The sequence below is a fragment of the Streptomyces sp. ERV7 genome, assembly GCF_001653515.1.
Classification (GTDB): domain Bacteria; phylum Actinomycetota; class Actinomycetes; order Streptomycetales; family Streptomycetaceae; genus Streptomyces.
The window spans coordinates 186,463-200,761 of the sequence record NZ_LYOY01000029.1 but is presented as its reverse complement, the minus strand read 5'-3'; the positions used below and the strand labels follow the sequence as shown (position 1 = coordinate 200,761).

At 71.2% G+C, this 14,299-nt stretch carries 15 protein-coding genes and 1 pseudogene; 6 read left to right on the top strand and 10 right to left on the bottom strand.

All coding sequences use genetic code 11. The features are described 5' to 3' along the window. The first annotated feature begins 57 nt into the window (after nt 1-57). Nucleotides 58-1,110, top strand: coding sequence for an aminotransferase class V-fold PLP-dependent enzyme (locus A8W25_RS07220; RefSeq protein WP_067157755.1), 1,053 nt, complete (start codon nt 58-60; stop codon nt 1,108-1,110). Between the two features lie 126 nt (nt 1,111-1,236). On the opposite strand, the gene A8W25_RS07215 is transcribed toward A8W25_RS07220, so the two are convergent. Next, nucleotides 1,237-1,764, bottom strand: a complete 528-nt coding sequence (locus A8W25_RS07215; RefSeq protein ID WP_079125876.1) for a MarR family winged helix-turn-helix transcriptional regulator — start codon at nt 1,762-1,764, stop codon at nt 1,237-1,239. A 92-nt stretch (nt 1,765-1,856) separates the two neighbouring features. On the opposite strand from A8W25_RS07215, the gene A8W25_RS07210 reads away from it, so the two are divergent. Beyond that, complete coding sequence (locus A8W25_RS07210; protein WP_067157751.1) at nt 1,857-2,942, top strand: alkene reductase; 1,086 nt, start codon at nt 1,857-1,859, stop codon at nt 2,940-2,942. Between the two features lie 57 nt (nt 2,943-2,999). Then, nucleotides 3,000-3,695 carry a hypothetical protein gene (locus A8W25_RS07205; protein WP_067160745.1) on the top strand — a complete coding sequence of 232 codons (696 nt, stop codon included), beginning with the start codon at nt 3,000-3,002 and terminating at the stop codon, nt 3,693-3,695. On the opposite strand, the gene A8W25_RS07200 is transcribed toward A8W25_RS07205, so the two are convergent. The 6 genes from A8W25_RS07200 to A8W25_RS07175 form a co-directional block, all read right to left on the bottom strand. Beyond that, complete coding sequence (locus tag A8W25_RS07200; RefSeq protein ID WP_067157747.1) at nt 3,673-4,332, bottom strand: hypothetical protein; 660 nt, start codon at nt 4,330-4,332, stop codon at nt 3,673-3,675. The two genes, A8W25_RS07205 and A8W25_RS07200, sit on opposite strands and share 23 nt — an antisense overlap. A 55-nt stretch (nt 4,333-4,387) precedes the next feature. Beyond that, nucleotides 4,388-5,242 carry an ectoine hydroxylase gene (gene thpD, locus A8W25_RS07195; protein ID WP_067157744.1) on the bottom strand — a complete coding sequence of 285 codons (855 nt, stop codon included), beginning with the start codon at nt 5,240-5,242 and terminating at the stop codon, nt 4,388-4,390. Between the two features lie 5 nt (nt 5,243-5,247). Further along, nucleotides 5,248-5,652 (bottom strand): ectoine synthase, encoded by a 405-nt coding sequence (locus tag A8W25_RS07190; protein WP_067157741.1) that lies wholly within the window; start codon nt 5,650-5,652, stop codon nt 5,248-5,250. A 50-nt stretch (nt 5,653-5,702) separates the two neighbouring features. Then, nucleotides 5,703-6,977: a diaminobutyrate--2-oxoglutarate transaminase gene (gene ectB / locus A8W25_RS07185; RefSeq protein WP_067157738.1), complete on the bottom strand. Its 1,275-nt coding sequence runs from the start codon at nt 6,975-6,977 to the stop codon at nt 5,703-5,705. Next, nucleotides 6,974-7,483, bottom strand: a complete 510-nt coding sequence (gene ectA / locus A8W25_RS07180; RefSeq protein ID WP_067157735.1) for a diaminobutyrate acetyltransferase — start codon at nt 7,481-7,483, stop codon at nt 6,974-6,976. The genes ectB and ectA overlap by 4 nt, the downstream gene beginning before the upstream one ends. 291 nt (nt 7,484-7,774) lie before the next feature. Beyond that, on the bottom strand, nt 7,775-8,872 hold the full coding sequence (locus tag A8W25_RS07175) for a pyridoxal-phosphate-dependent aminotransferase family protein (protein ID WP_067157732.1): 1,098 nt from the start codon (nt 8,870-8,872) through the stop codon (nt 7,775-7,777). Between the two features lie 90 nt (nt 8,873-8,962). On the opposite strand from A8W25_RS07175, the gene A8W25_RS07170 reads away from it, so the two are divergent. Next, a complete protein-coding gene (locus tag A8W25_RS07170) occupies nt 8,963-10,054 on the top strand; it encodes an amidohydrolase family protein (RefSeq protein WP_067160742.1) in 1,092 nt (363 codons plus the stop codon). 45 nt (nt 10,055-10,099) lie between these two features. On the opposite strand, the pseudogene A8W25_RS34750 reads toward A8W25_RS07170, so the two are convergent. After that, nucleotides 10,100-11,050: pseudogene (locus A8W25_RS34750) on the bottom strand (DUF5954 family protein); the annotation flags it as partial. Between the two features lie 284 nt (nt 11,051-11,334). On the opposite strand from A8W25_RS34750, the gene A8W25_RS07160 reads away from it, so the two are divergent. Beyond that, entirely contained in the window at nt 11,335-12,105 is a 771-nt protein-coding gene (locus tag A8W25_RS07160) for a hypothetical protein (RefSeq protein ID WP_067157726.1), read from the top strand. 119 nt (nt 12,106-12,224) lie between these two features. Here A8W25_RS07160 and A8W25_RS07155 read toward each other — a convergent pair whose 3' ends face one another. Next, nucleotides 12,225-12,590, bottom strand: a complete 366-nt coding sequence (locus A8W25_RS07155) for a hypothetical protein (protein WP_067157723.1) — start codon at nt 12,588-12,590, stop codon at nt 12,225-12,227. A 347-nt stretch (nt 12,591-12,937) separates the two neighbouring features. Here A8W25_RS07155 and A8W25_RS07150 point away from each other — a divergent pair, with 347 nt between their 5' ends. Continuing rightward, nucleotides 12,938-13,366: a hypothetical protein gene (locus A8W25_RS07150; RefSeq protein WP_067157720.1), complete on the top strand. Its 429-nt coding sequence runs from the start codon at nt 12,938-12,940 to the stop codon at nt 13,364-13,366. Between the two features lie 97 nt (nt 13,367-13,463). On the opposite strand, the gene A8W25_RS07145 is transcribed toward A8W25_RS07150, so the two are convergent. Then, complete coding sequence (locus A8W25_RS07145; protein WP_067157717.1) at nt 13,464-14,183, bottom strand: neutral zinc metallopeptidase; 720 nt, start codon at nt 14,181-14,183, stop codon at nt 13,464-13,466. Between the last annotated feature and the right edge of the window lie 116 nt (nt 14,184-14,299).

The following is a 14,299-nucleotide window of genomic DNA, read 5'->3' as shown; positions in this document are numbered from 1 at the left end:
CCTTCTGGGCCCGGTGGGGGCTGGTCGCGCAGTTCCCCGCGACCGCAGGGTGGGATCATGGAGATCCTGGAGCCCCTGTCGGGCGACGCGTTCGCGCCCGAGACGACGTATCTGAACACCTCCGGCTGCGGGCTGCTGCCCCGGCGTGCCGTCGACGCCATCGCACGCCTCGCCGCGGAGAACGCGGCGGGCACCCGCGAGGGTGCGGGCGGCTTCGACGCGCTCGCCGCCGCCCGTGCTTCGTTCGCCCGGCTCGTGGGGGTCGGCGCCGACCGGGTCGCGCTCGGCTCGTCCGTCTCGGTGCACGTCGCCCTGATCGCCCACTCGCTGCCCGCCGGGGCCGAAGTCCTCGCGCCCGAGGGCGAGTTCAGCTCGGTGGTGCAGCCCTTCGCGGTACGCGGCGACCTCAAGATGCGGTACGTGCCGCTGGAGTCGCTGGCCGAGGAGGTGCGGCCGGGCACGGCGCTGGTCGCCTTCTCGTCCGTCCAGTCCGTCGACGGGCGGGTCGCGGACCTCGCGGCCGTACGGGCCGCCGCGGCCGCGCACGGGGCCCGTACGCTCCTCGACGCCAGCCAGTCGGCGGGGTGGCTGCCGCTGGACGCGGGCGCGTACGACTACACGGTCACGGCCGGCTTCAAGTTCCTGACCTGTCCGCGGGGCACGTCCTTCCTGACGGTGACCGAGGAGGCCCAGGAGGGGCTGGCGGCGCTGCACTCGGGGTGGTTCGCGGCGGAGGACCTGTCCGACAACTACGGGCCGGTGCGGGCCCTCGCGGGGACCGCGCGGCGGTACGACGAGCCCGCGTCGTTCCTGTCGTACCACGCGGCCGCGGAGTCGCTGGCGGGGCTTGAGGCCGTGGGCGTCGACGCCGTCCACGCGCACGACCTGGCGCTCGCCGGGCGGCTGCGGGCGGGGCTCGCGGAGCTGGGGCACGGGGTCGTCGCCCCGGACTCGGCGATCGTCGCCGTGCCGGGGCTGGGCGGGAAGCAGCCGGAGTTGCTGCGGGCGGGGGTCTACGCGTCGGAGCGGGGCGGGAACCTGCGGTTCGCCGTCCACCTGTACAACTCGTCCCGCGACGTGGACCGGGCGCTGGAGGTGCTCGCCGGGTGACCCTCGCGGGGTGCGGTGAGTCCGGCCGCGGGTCGTGTGCGGCCGCTCACGCCGTTCCCCGCGCCCCTGATCGGGTCGTCTGCCGCGCCGCTCCCCGCGCGCCCTCAGGGGTTCAAAGGCAGGCTCTCAGCAGTTCTCCGGGTCCGCCATCGGGCAGAGGTTCGCTTCCACCTTTGCCAGGAGGCGGGCCAGTTCGGTGCGCTCCCTGGGGGTGAGGCCCGCCAGGGTCTTCTCCTCCAGGTCGCACCAGGCCGCCTCCACCTCGTCGTGCAGGGCGCAGCTCGCCTCGGTCGCCTCGACCAGGGAGGCGCGCCGGTCGGTGGGGTCGGGTCGGCGGCGGACCTGGCCCGACTGCTCCAGCCGCTGGAGCATCTTCGTCACCGTCGACGGGTCCAGCTCAAGCACCCTGATCAGCTCGGACTGGCGCACCGCGCCCGCGTCCCACAGATGCATCATCAGGATCTCCTGGCCCGCGTAGAGCCCGGTCGTGCGCAGCAGCCGGCCCGCGGCGACGCGGTGCAGCCGGGCCACCCGTGAGACGGCGTGGCTGATCGGGCCCCCGCGCGCCGCCTCCGGGGTGCGGGACAGCTCGGCGCAGACGGAGGGCCCCGTCTCCGTACAGAGAGGGTCTGGGGTGGGTGCGTCCGTGGTCATGCCACAACTTTACCTTGGTCGGCCAATGAATGGGTTACAGTGAAGCGCGTCGGATTACTTGGCCGACCACATAACCCTCCCCTGGAGCTGTCATGACCACCGCCTTCGACCCGATCGACCTGTCCGGCCTCCACCTCCCCAACCGCATCGCCATGGCGCCGATGACCCGCAGCCGCGCCTACGGCCCGGGCAACTCGCCCACCGCGTCCACGGCCGCGTACTACGCCCAGCGAGCCGGTGCCGGGCTGATCATCAGCGAGGGCATCCAGCCGGCCGCCGTCGGCCAGGGCTACCCGGACACCCCCGGGCTGCACAGCGAGGAGCAGGTCGCCGCCTGGCGCGAGGTCACCGACGCCGTACACGCCGAGGGCGGCCGCATCTTCGCCCAGCTGATGCACGCCGGCCGCATCGGCCACCCCGACCTGCTCCCCGGCGAGCTGGTCAACGTCGCCCCGTCCCCGGTCGCCGCCGCCGGGAAGGTCTACACGCACAACGGCCCGCAGGACTTCCCCACCCCGCGCGAGCTGACGGACGACGAGGTCGTCGAGACCATCGGCGCCTACGCCTCGGCGGCGCGCAACGCCATCGCGGCCGGCTTCGACGGCGTCGAGCTGCACGGCGCCAACGGCTACCTCATCCACCAGTTCCTGGCGCCCCACACCAATGTGCGCACCGACCGCTGGGGCGGCTCCGACGAGGCCCGCACCCGGTTCGCCGTCGAGGTCGTCAAGGCCGTCGCCGCCGAGATCGGCGCGGGCCGCACCGCCCTGCGCATCTCGCCCGGAAACAGCTACAACGACATCAGCGAGCCCGCGCCGGAGGCCACGTACACCGCGCTGGTCCGCGAGCTGGCGCCCGTCGGGCTCGCTTATCTGCACATCCTGGAGGGCGGCCCCGGGCTGCGCGACCTCACCCGGAACCTGCGCAAGCTCTTCGAGGGCACGGTCGTGCTCAACGCGGCCACCGAAGGCCCCACCGGCCCGGACTCGCTCGGGCTCATCGAGGACGGCACCGCCGACCTGCTCTCGTACGGGGCGCTCTTCCTCGCCAACCCCGACCTGCCGCGGCGGCTGGAGACGGGCGGCCCCTTCAACACCCCCGACCCGGCCACCTTCTTCGGCGGCGACGACAAGGGCTACCTCGACTACCCGGCCCTGGACGCCGCCGTGGTCGCCTGACCCAGGAAAACCCGATGGTCACGGCCCGGCCCCCCGAGGGAGGATCGGGCCGTGACCATGGACATCGAGCAGGACGTCAGGGCGCGCGCCGCCGCCCGCAACAACGCCGAGTGGTGCGAGGCGCTCTGCCGCGCCCACGGCATCACGGGCGCGTGGGGCCCGCACGCCTGGACCAGCGCCCGGCGCACCCCGCCGCTCTACCCCGACGCGGTGACCCTCGACCCGGCCGCCGCGGCGCACGAGATCACGGCGGGCATCGACGCCTCACCGGGCGCCTCGGTCAAGGACAGCTTCGCCACCCTCGACCTGACGTCCGACGGCTTCGAGGTCCTCTTCGACGCCCAGTGGATCCATCGCCCCGCGCCCGGGCCGGGCGAGGGCGGGTGGGAACTCGTGCGTACCGAAGCCGAGTTGGAGCGGTGGGAGCAGGCGTGGGCGGACGGGGACGGCGGCGGTCTGTTCCCGGCCGCGCTCCTCGCCGAGGGCTCCCACGCCTTCCTCGCGGCGCGGGACGCGACGGGCCGGACCGTCGCGGGCGCCGTCGCCAGTACCAGCGAGTCGGTGGTGGGCGTCTCCAACCTGTTCGCGGCCGACGGCGACCTCGACGCTGCCTGGGCCGGCTGCCTGGGCACGCTCGCCCGGCACCGGCCCGGCCTCGACGTGGTCGGCTACGAGAGCGGTGACGACCTCGCGGCCGCCGTCCGCGCCGGGTTCACCCCGGTCGGCGGCCTCAGGATCTGGCTGCGTCACTGAGCGGTTCGCCGTACCAGCGCCAGGACTCCCGGCGCGGCAGCTCCGGCAGCTCCGCCCGGCCGGTGGCCCACAGCAGAACGTGCCACCGGTCCGGGTCCGCCGGAACCTCGAGGAACAGCCGCGCGAGCACCCGGTCGCACAGCCCGCCGGGCGGTGCCCAGGTGACCCCGAGCCCCTCGGCCACGTCGTGGGTGTGCAGCAGCGTCTCGACGACGCCCATCGCCGCGAAGCCCTCCGGGTCCGAGACGCCGAAGCCGTGGAAGGCGCGCACATCCGGGGAGGACGTGCGCACCATCGCGGTCAGCAGGGCGCCGCTCGCCTCCAGGGTCTGAAGGAGCCCGGCGGGCCCGGCCGCGCGGTCCGCGTGCACCGCGTTGCGCGGCCCGCCGGGACGCTTCGCCTCCCACAGGTACGGCACCTCGCCGTCCAGCGGCGGCTGCTGCGGGCCGAGCTGCACGGCGTACGCGAAGAGGTCGTCCGAGAGGTGCTCGACGGTCTCCCAGCAGTCCCACTCCAGGGAGCCGGCCTTCACGCTCCAGTCCGCGGCGAGACCCGCCCGCAGCGCGGTGACCGAGAGCCGCACGGCGTGCTCGACATCGGCCGCGGTGACGGGAGTTCGTGAAGAGTCATCAGCCATGGGCCGACCGTACCAACGATCACCGTACGGTCGCGTGGGGGCCACCCCCCACCGGTCACGGCACCGGAGTGAAGTCTCTGGCGCCGATGAACTCCGGGCGGCGTATCGGGGCCGCGAACGGCTCGGCCGCCGCGTTCTCCACGCTGTTGAAGACGATGAAGACGTTGCTGCGCGGATACGGGGTGATGTTGTCCCCGGAGCCGTGCATACAGTTGCAGTCGAACCAGGTCGCCGAGCCCGCGCGGCCCGTGAACAGCCGGATCCCGTGCCGGTCCGCCATCTTGGTGAGCGCCTCGTCGGAGGGCGTGCCCGCGTCCTGCATCTGCAGCGACTTCTTGTAGTTGTCCTTGGGCGTGGCCCCGGCGCACCCGAGGAAGTCCCGGTGCGAACCGGGCATGATCATCAGGCCGCCGTTGGTGTCGTGGTTCTCGGTGAGCGCGATCGACACGGAGACGGTGCGCATGTTCGGCAGACCGTCCTCGGCGTGCCAGGTCTCGAAGTCCGAGTGCCAGTAGAAGCCCGACGCCCCGAACCCCGGCTTCACGTTGATGCGCGACTGGTGGACGTACACGTCCGAGCCCAGGATCCGCCGGGCGGTGCCGACCACGCGCTCGTCGCGCACGAGACCCGCGAAGATCTCGCTCATGCGGTGCACCTCGAAGACCGAGCGCACGGACTGCGTCGAGGGCTCCACGATCGCCCGCTCGTCGGCGCGCACCGCCGGATCGGCGATCATCCGCTCCAGCTCACGCCGGTAGAAGGCCACCTCGTCGTCGGCGAGCAGCTGGTCGACGGTGAGGAAGCCGTCCTTCTCGTACGACTCGAATCCCTCGGACGGCCCCCAGACGACGGGGTCCTGACGGGGAGTCACTACTTCGGTGGCGCCTCGGGTGGGGTACAGGTCCTGCATGGTGATCAGCCCTCCTCGGGTTCGGTGAGCAGCGGGTAGACGCCGTTCTCGTCGTGGTCCTCCCGTCCGGTGACGGGCGGGTTGAAGACGCAGACGCAGCGGAAGTCGGTCTTGGGGCGCAGGGTGTGGCGCTCATGGCCGTTCAGCAGGTACATCGTGCCGGGCTCGATCCAGTGGGTCTCGCCGCTCTCGTGGTCGGTGAGCTCGGCCTCGCCCTCCACGCACAGCACCGCCTCGATGTGGTTGGCGTACCACATCGACGTCTCGGTGCCCGCGTACAGCACGGTCTCGTGCAGGGAGAAGCCGACCTTCTCCTTGGCGAGCACGATCCGCTTGCTCTCCCAGGTGCCGGAGGCGGCGCGGACATGGCGTTCGGTGTTCTCGATGTCCTTCAACGAGCGGACGATCACAGTGGGTTGCTCTTTTCTCTGTAGTGCGTGCGGGGTGGTCGCCCCGCGGGTCAGACCGCCGTCTCGCGGACGGCGCGGGCGAGGGTGCGCAGCCCCTCGTCGAGCTCGTCCTCGGTGATCGTGAGCGGCGGGAGGAGCTTGGCGACCTCGCTCTGCGGGCCCGAGGTCTCGACGAGGAGACCGAGGTCGAAGGCGCGCCGCGCCACCGCGCTCGCCCGCGCCTTGTCGTGGAACTCCATGCCCCAGACCAGGCCGTGGCCCCGGTACTCCTTGACGTCGACCAGGTTCTCCTCGGTGATGGAGATCAGCGCCTGCTCGACCTGCTCGCCGCGGGCCCGGGTCTGCTTCTCCAGGGCGCCGCCGTCGGCCCAGTACGCCTCCAGGGCCGCGGTCGCGGTGACGAAGGCCGGGTTGTTGCCGCGGAAGGTGCCGTTGTGCTCGCCCGGCTCCCACACGTCCAGCTCCGGCCTGAACAGGCACAGCGACATGGGCAGTCCGTAGCCGCTGATCGACTTGGACAGGGTGACGATGTCCGGGGTGATGCCCGCCTCCTCGAACGAGAAGAACGCGCCGGTGCGCCCGCACCCCATCTGGATGTCGTCGACGATCAGGAGCATGTCCTGGCGACGGCAGAGGTCGGCGAGCGCGCGCAGCCACTGGGGCCGCGCCACATTGATGCCGCCCTCGCCCTGCACGGTCTCCACGATCACGGCGGCGGGCTTGTTGAGCCCGGAGCCCTGGTCCTCCAGGAGCCGCTCGAACCACAGGAAGTCGGGCACCTGCCCGTCCAGGTAGTTGTCGAACGGCATCGGCGTGCCGTGCACCAGCGGAATTCCGGCCCCGGCGCGCTTGAAGGCGTTGCCGGTGACGGCGAGCGAGCCGAGCGACATGCCGTGGAAGGCGTTGGTGAAGGAGACGATCGACTCGCGGCCCTTCACCTTCCGCGCCAGCTTCAGCGCCGCCTCGACCGCGTTGGTGCCGGTCGGGCCGGGGAACATCACCTTGTACGGCAGGTCGCGCGGGCGCAGGATCACGTTCTGGAACGTCTCCAGGAACGCGCGCTTCGACGTGGTGGCCATATCCAGGCCATGGGTGATGCCGTCGCGTTCCAGATAGTCGAGCAGCGCGCGTTTGAGCACCGGGTTGTTGTGGCCGTAGTTGAGCGAGCCGGCCCCGGCGAAGAAGTCGAGGTACTCGTGGCCGTCCTCGTCGGTGAGCCGGGCGCCCTGGGCGCGGTCGAATACGGCGGGCCAGCCGCGGCAGTAGCTGCGGACCTCCGACTCGACGGTCTCGAAGACGCTCAGCGCGGGCGGGGTGATGGTCACAGTCGTACTCCCAGGTCGATCCGGTAGAGGACTTCCGCCTTGTGCCCCTCGTCGGGGAACAGGCCGCTGTCGAAGAGCACTTCGCGGCGGGGCGCGGTGCCGCGCCGCTCGGCGAAGGCGGTGAACAGCCGGTCGGAGGCGGTGTTGTCGGGGGTCACGGTGGTCTCGACGGAGCTGACGCCGTGCGAGTCGGCGACCTTGCCGGTCAGCGCTTCGAGCAGGGTGCCGGCCAGGCCGCGCCCCCGGTGCTCGCGGTCGACGGCGACCTGCCAGACGACGAGCGTCTCGGGCCGGTCGGGCCTGACGTACCCGGTGACGAAGGCGATCGGCTCACCGGTGGCGTCGCGCGCCACCACGGAGGTGGCGGCGAAGTCGCGGCACCAGAGCAGATAGCTGTACGCGGAGTTGAGGTCCAGGACTTGTGAGTCGCGGGCGATACGCCAGATCGCGGCGCCGTCCTCGACGCGTGGGGTGTCGATATGGACAACGGTCTGTGCGGCGGTCATGCGGAGGGAATTTACCCAGCGGAAATCGAAATCGCATTCCCGGGAGGGGGTGTGCTGAGCACTGTTCTGTGTTATCACGCAGGCATACGCGCGAGGTGGTTTGTCCGGTAATTCCCGGACAAAAAGGCACCTCTGTGGAGTCGATCACACCCGTACAACCATCCCGAAAACCTTGTTGAGATCTTGCGTTTGAGATCAACAAGCCGGGGCAGAAGAAAACGGGAAGCTGCTCTGTATAAAGCGGCTTCCCGTTTACTGGAATTAATCGGCTATTTGTCTGCGGTAAAGGTGTTACCAGGTTTGTGAAACGGCCTTGAGGGCAGCTGCCGTGTCGACCTCGCGGCCCGTGGCGCCCAGCGCCGCACCCAGCGCCACGAGGGAGCCGCGCACCGCGGCCGGGGTGGCGTCGGCCCCGTAGTGGTTGACCCGGATCATCTCCTTCGCCAGCGCCCCGCCGCCCGCGATCAGCGGCAGCGCCGGATCGGCCGCCAGCGCCTCGGCGACCAGCTCCGAGGCGTCGACGCCCTCCGGGGTGCGCAGCGTCGTGGCCACCGGGGCCGCGTCCCGCGCCTCGTGGACGTACGGCTCCAGCCCGCCGCCGAGCGCCGAGGCGCCCGCCCGGGTCGCGGCCGCGGCCGAGGCGTGCCGGGCCGTCACCGTGTCCAGGCCCGCCGCCTCGATCCGCTCCACACAGGCCTCCAGCGCCAGCATCTCCAGCTGCGCCGGAGCGTGCGGCAGCGCCTTGCGGCCGCCGTCGATCCAGCGCTCCTTCCAGTCGAGCAGCGAGAGGTAGGAGCGGCGCGGGGCCTTGGGGTTGGCGGCGATCCGCGCCCAGGCGCGCTCGCTCACCGACACCGCGGAGACGCCCGCCGGGCCGCCCATCGCCTTCTGCGCGCCGATCACGCACAGGTCCACGCCCCACGCGTCCGGCAGCAGCGGCTCGGCGCCCACCGAGGCGACCGCGTCCAGCATGAACAGCGCGCCGTGCCGGCGGACCACCTCGCCGATCTCCGCCACCGGGTTGGTGTTGCCGGTCGCCGCCTCCGCGTGGACCAGGGAGACGAAGTCGATCTCCGGGTGCTCGCTCAGCGCCCGGTCGACGTCCTCGGCGGAGACCGCCGTGTGGAAGGGGACCTCCAGGTCGACCACGTGCGCGCCGCAGTCCCGCAGCCAGTTGCCGAAGGTCTGGCCGTAGGGGCCGGTCACCACGTTCAGCGCGGTCGAGCCCGGGTGCGCGGCGCCCCGGATGCAGCCCTCCAGCGGCAGCAGTGCCTCGCCCTGCGTGATCACCACGTCCTGCTCGGTGGCGAGCAGCGCGGCCACCCGCCGCTCGATGGCCGCGAAGCGGGCGGCGGTCAGCGGGGCCAGATCGAGGAACGGGTGCGTCACAGCGGTGCCTTCTTCACATCAGCGGGTGTACTCGGTACGTCGGTGGGTGTACCCGGTCGAGCGTACCCAGCGCCTCGTACAGTGCTGACCATGAGCGATCACGTGGTGCTGCATGTGAAGGGGCGGGTGCTCGTCGGGCCCGAGGAGGTGCGGGAGGAACTGTGGGCGGTGGACGGCCGGATCACCTACGAGCGCCCGCCGGGCGCGGTGGACGCCGTCACGGTCACCGGCTGGGCGCTGCCCGGCCTGGTCGACGCCCACTGCCACGTCGGGCTCGACCAGCACGGCCCGGTCGACGACGAGACCAGCGAGAAGCAGGCCCTCCAGGACCGGGAGACGGGCACGCTGCTGGTGCGGGACGCGGGCTCGCCCTCCGACACCCGCTGGATCGACGACCGCGAGGACCTGCCGAAGATCATCCGGGCGGGCCGCCACATCGCGCGCACCCGTCGCTACATCCGCAACTACGCCCATGAGATCGAGCCCGGCGACCTCGTCGCGTACGTGGCCCGCGAGGCGCGGCGCGGTGACGGCTGGGTGAAGCTGGTCGGCGACTGGATCGACCGCGAGGTGGGCGACCTGTCGCCGTGCTGGCCGCGCGGCGAGGTCGAGGCGGCGATCGCCGAGGCGCACCGGCTCGGTGCCCGGGTGACGGCCCACTGCTTCGCCGAGGACTCGCTGCGGGACCTGGTCGAGGCGGGCATCGACTGTATCGAGCACGCAACGGGCCTCACCGAGGACACCGTCCCGCTCTTCGCCGAGCGTGGTGTCGCCATCGTCCCGACCCTGGTCAACATCGCCACGTTCCCGCACCTCGCGGACGGCGGGGAGGCGAAGTTCCCGGTCTGGTCGGCCCATATGCGCCGCCTCCATGCCCGCCGCTACGACACGGTCCGCTCGGCCTACGACGCCGGGATCCCGGTCTTCGTCGGCACCGACGCGGGCGGCTCGATGGCGCACGGCCTGGTCGCGGCGGAGGTGGCGGAGCTGGTCAGGGCGGGCATCCCCCCGGTCGACGCCCTCTCCGCCACGGCCTGGGGCGCCCGCACCTGGCTGGGCCGCCCGGTCCTGGAGGAGGGCGCTCCCGCGGACCTGGTGGTGTACGAGGAGGACCCGAGGGCGGATGTGCGGGCGCTGGCGGCGCCGAGCAGGATCGTGCTGAACGGCCGGATCGTGGGCTGAGGGCGACGGGGCCGGTGGGGGCGGGGAGTTGACGCGGAGCATGCGGCGGGTGCGGGCGATCCGGTAGAGCGTGCCGTGGACCTCCAGCTCGTTGATCGGTCCGGCGCGGAGTCGCTCGGCGGCCGCGACGTACGCGGCGAGCTGTGTGGCGGTGTGCGGGTCGCAGTCCCCGGCGGCCAGGAGAGTGCGCGCGTCGGTGCGCACGTCGGGGAGGAGGCGGCGTCGGAGGGGTTCGAACTGCAGCAGGGTGTACTCCAGTGTCTTACGGGCCTCATGCGGAGTGGGGTGCAGGGAGCTGGAGGGTGTCCACCCTGTACCGCTGCGTTCGACGAGGGTGTAGGTGGCGGGCAGCAGCACGACGTCCGGGTGAGAATCCCGGGCGCGGTGTGAGTCGTCGCGCACGGGGGAGGGGAAGCGCGTGCCGGTGTAGGACAGGTTGCGCAGGGCGAGGGTTTCCGCGGCCTGGGCCGGGGTGAGCGGCGCGTCGGGGTCCAGGACCAGACCGTCGTCGATCTGTGCCACCGGGGCTTTCGGGTCCCAGTCGGGTACGGCCGGCTCCGGGTCACTCGGGCGAGGCAGCTCGATCCCGTCGCTGCCCGCACCCGCGTACTCTTCGGCCCGTACGATGCGGTAGCGGGTCCCCAACATGGTGAGTTCCTCGACGCGTTCGCGCTCCAGCCGGGCGACCGCTGCCAGCAGCCCACGCCGTTCGGCTCGGTCTTTGGCGTTGTCCTTCGCCCGGAACCACAGCTGTGAGTTGAGGCTGTCGCGGGCTTCTTGCGGGTTGGCCGCTGTCACGGGGACCACGACGCGCCATCGTGGCCCGTCCTCGGCGCGCTGGGCGGCCACCCCGAACACAGGACCGCGCACCGCGACGCCGCCCGCCCGAAAGGCGGCGTCAACGGCGTCTGCCTCCGCGACGGCTTCCACCGGTTCCACCGGGACCCGCACGACCAGTGGCCGCGCCCGGCCTGCTCCCTCTTGCCCGTAGTTCATGGCCCCATCCTGCCGATTACGGTGCACCTACTTGAGGGGTTCGCGGTCTTTGCCACCCACAGGGGCCGCTTTTGCGTCAACGGAGCGCCCTGTGAGGGGTGCTCGGGCCGACTGCGTACGCCAAGACTGACCTGGCGGTCGAGCAGGCTCCGAAGCCGATGTGGCCCGTATCCACGCCCGGGTATGAGCGGGAACCTTGCACCCCGTCCGTCCGTCATTTCCACGGGGGTTGCTACAGAATCAGCACCCCCTCCGCTCTTCACCACCGAGGTCCGAGGAGATCCATGGTCGACACCGTCAACTCACTGGCCGCCCGTCATCACGAAGTGGTGGTGGAGCTCCTGACCAAGGGACCCGCCGTGGCAGGCACCAGGGGCCTCCATGATGTCGTCGCGCGTGCCGCGGCGCTCGGCCCCGACGGTGCGTGGCTCGCCGCGGCCGGCCACGCGGGCCTGGGCGGGCTGGCGTGCGTACAGGGGCAGGTGGATGTGGCCATCCTCCACCTTGAGGCCGCGGTGTCAGGCGGCTTCAACGACTGCGTGTCGCTGCACATCGCCCCGATACGCCCGCTGCATCACGATCCCCGCTTCCAAGCCCTGTACCGGCGGATGCGTATCACCCAGGCCGACCTCGACGAGTTCTTCTGGCTGCACCAGGAAATACAGATCATGTCGAGGGAAGCCCAGAACGCGACCGTCGACAACATCGGCCGCCTCGACACCGGAGTGTCGCTGCTCCCGCAGGCACCCATGCCGACCCGTGAACCGAACACCCCCGGCGTCCTGATCACCCGTATCGACCTCGCCGCGACCCAGACCGCGCTCCAGCAGGCCGCCGTGAAGGCGGAATTCCAGCGCAGCTCCGGCAATACCAGCCTGAGTCTCATCGACGACTCGTGGGACTACGACCGTGCCAGGCGCGACGCCTGGCACGCCGACGACCTGGACACCCACCGCCTACAGGCTGCCGCGGCCCGGGCTTTCGTCGAACGCCCCGGCGTCGACACCAGGATCATTCCCTGCCCGCCGCTGGGGTCGATCACCTACCCGGGCTGAGGAGGGCCCCACCAGCACGGTGGCCGCTGAGAGCCTGTCTTTGGCTCCCTCGGCGGCCACCGTCCGCCATGTCGCGCATGCCCGCCCCCCCCGGCCGACAGGGGCGTGGTGGCAGACGCTCACGCTTCGGTCAGCCAGTCTTCCCCAAGACCGTCGAGAACGAACCCGTTCGCGAAGCGCACCTTGTATGTGATCTGAGCGCCGACTCCCGCGTCGTACGCGCCATGCCCGATGATCTGCCGACGGAGCTGATCGACCAGGTCGGCCGCGAAGCCGGCGAGCAGGGCCGCGCGGATTTGCTGATCGAGGAGCGCGGCCTGCTGCTGGGCGAAGCCGGTGGCTTCCTTCGTCGCGCCCGTGACGATGCCCTCCAAGCCCTCGGCCAGGAACAGCGGACCGGGGAATCCGACCCTGACCGCTGTGTCGTTTGCGCTGACCTGTACATCCCTGGCCAGCTTCACTGTCGCGCCGGTCTCGTACGGCATGGGCGTACCCCCCTCGCTCGATCTTGGCCGTGATCATGGCAAGCGTAGTCGAGGCGCCATGGCAGGAAAGGGCGTTGGCAAGATCAGGAGTCCGGCCTGCCCGGCAGTGTTCTGGGTGCATCAGGCGGGCAGCAGGTCGGACCATCAGTCGCGTTCGTGCGCGTTCCCACAGGTCAGCGGGATTGTTCAGTACGCGAGCAGCGGGCTGCCGAACAATCCCGGGCCTGGTTGGCTTGCGACCAGCGGCCACCAGCCACCGCCGGGGGAGCCTGTGTTCGCCCGTTCTCTCCCCTGCCATGGGCTCTGGCAGGGGCCGTGACCGACCGAATGACACCAGAGGGGAAACCATGCAGATAGGCAAGATCACCGCCACCGCCGCGATTGTCGCCGCCATCACCTCGGGAGCCGTGCTGCCCGCGTCGGCTGCCGGGAAGCCGTTCCGGCCGCCGGAGGGCATTACCGCGAACAAGCTGATCGCCCCGAACGTCGTGCAGTTCTCCTACCGGTGCAAGCCGAATCTGGACCGGAGTATTCACGTGGGTCTGACCGCGCCGGAGACCCAGCCGACGACGTATGTCGGGAAGTGGCTGCGGCGCGGTGACATCGTCTGCAACAACAAGTGGCAGACCAAGACCGTGGCCCTCACCGAGGTTTTCGAGGGACGGGACCGCAAGCTCAACCCGGGGGAGCAGGGCCGGGTGTGGGTACGGATCTACGGCGACTACACCGGGCCCGGTGACCTGCCGATGCAGACCCGCATCATGACCGCCCGCTGAGCAGGGGGATACCGCAGCCAGTGACAACGGCCGCCGCGCTCTTGGGCGCGGCGGCCGTTGTCCGCGTACACGGTGACGGACTCCGGTATGACGCCACTCAGCTGGGCAGGCAGGCGTTGACCCCGCCCCGGCCTCCCGTGCTGAAGGCCGACAGTCGCTGGTCGGCGTTGCCGTGGTCCTGGGAGTTGGTCCAGGGCGACTCGTCGGCGAGCGCGGTCAGCGCCTGGGCCAGTTCGTCGGTGTCCCCCGGCTCGAACTGCAGCTCCTCGGAGCCGAACAGAGTGGCCCCGGCCAGGCAGTCCGCCTGGAGTTCCTGGGCCACGTCCTTGAGCCCCAAGACCCTGCGCTGCACGGCGTGGCCCCATTCATGGGCGATGACCAGATACACCCAGGAGTCGCCTTGGGCGTAGCCGTCGCTCATCAGTTTTCCGTCCCAGGCGATGAAGTCGCCGGCCGGGCAGTAGAACGCGTTGTACGGGACGGCCGGTTGGCTCCCGCAGCTCGGGGCCTGTGGAGTGTTGGGCGTGTACGTGCCGACGACCTTCGGGGAGCGATAGGTGCCGGTGAAGTGCTGATTCCAGTGTGACCGCCAGAAATCGTCCACCACGTTGACAGCGTCCCGGGCCTCGGCCGTCCAGGCTTCGTCCGCCGGGTTCCCGGCGGACGAGCCGTCCGTCCCGCTCCGTTGGTCCCCCTTGTTCGCCGGTACGGTGCCCCGGTTCGGTGGACCGCCGTCCGAGCAGCCCGCGACGAACACCACGGCGAGGAGCACACCTGCCGCACCGGCCACGGGCCACGTGCTGCGATGCAGGGCCATGACTGCCTCCTGTCCTCGGCACACGGGAACAGGGTGCGCGCCCCCCGCCCGCACCCCAGTGTCCCGAACGGGGTCCTTCAGGGCAGCGCCTTGCCCAACACCGACAGATCTGATCG

Excerpts from the sequence above, each read along its gene's own strand:
- A8W25_RS07150 (WP_067157720.1), top strand. The coding sequence starts at position 12,938 with ATGCAGATAGGCAAGATCACCGCCACCGCCGCGATTGTCGCCGCCATC.
- A8W25_RS07160 (WP_067157726.1), top strand. The coding sequence starts at position 11,335 with ATGGTCGACACCGTCAACTCACTGGCCGCCCGTCATCACGAAGTGGTG.
- ectA (WP_067157735.1), bottom strand. The coding sequence starts at position 7,483 with ATGACCGCCGCACAGACCGTTGTCCATATCGACACCCCACGCGTCGAG.
- A8W25_RS07210 (WP_067157751.1), top strand. The coding sequence starts at position 1,857 with ATGACCACCGCCTTCGACCCGATCGACCTGTCCGGCCTCCACCTCCCC.
- A8W25_RS07200 (WP_067157747.1), bottom strand. The coding sequence starts at position 4,332 with ATGGCTGATGACTCTTCACGAACTCCCGTCACCGCGGCCGATGTCGAG.
- A8W25_RS07145 (WP_067157717.1), bottom strand. The coding sequence starts at position 14,183 with ATGGCCCTGCATCGCAGCACGTGGCCCGTGGCCGGTGCGGCAGGTGTG.
- thpD (WP_067157744.1), bottom strand. The coding sequence starts at position 5,242 with ATGCAGGACCTGTACCCCACCCGAGGCGCCACCGAAGTAGTGACTCCC.
- A8W25_RS07205 (WP_067160745.1), top strand. The coding sequence starts at position 3,000 with ATGGACATCGAGCAGGACGTCAGGGCGCGCGCCGCCGCCCGCAACAAC.
- A8W25_RS07215 (WP_079125876.1), bottom strand. The coding sequence starts at position 1,764 with ATGACCACGGACGCACCCACCCCAGACCCTCTCTGTACGGAGACGGGG.
- A8W25_RS07155 (WP_067157723.1), bottom strand. The coding sequence starts at position 12,590 with ATGCCGTACGAGACCGGCGCGACAGTGAAGCTGGCCAGGGATGTACAG.
- A8W25_RS07170 (WP_067160742.1), top strand. The coding sequence starts at position 8,963 with ATGAGCGATCACGTGGTGCTGCATGTGAAGGGGCGGGTGCTCGTCGGG.
- A8W25_RS07220 (WP_067157755.1), top strand. The coding sequence starts at position 58 with ATGGAGATCCTGGAGCCCCTGTCGGGCGACGCGTTCGCGCCCGAGACG.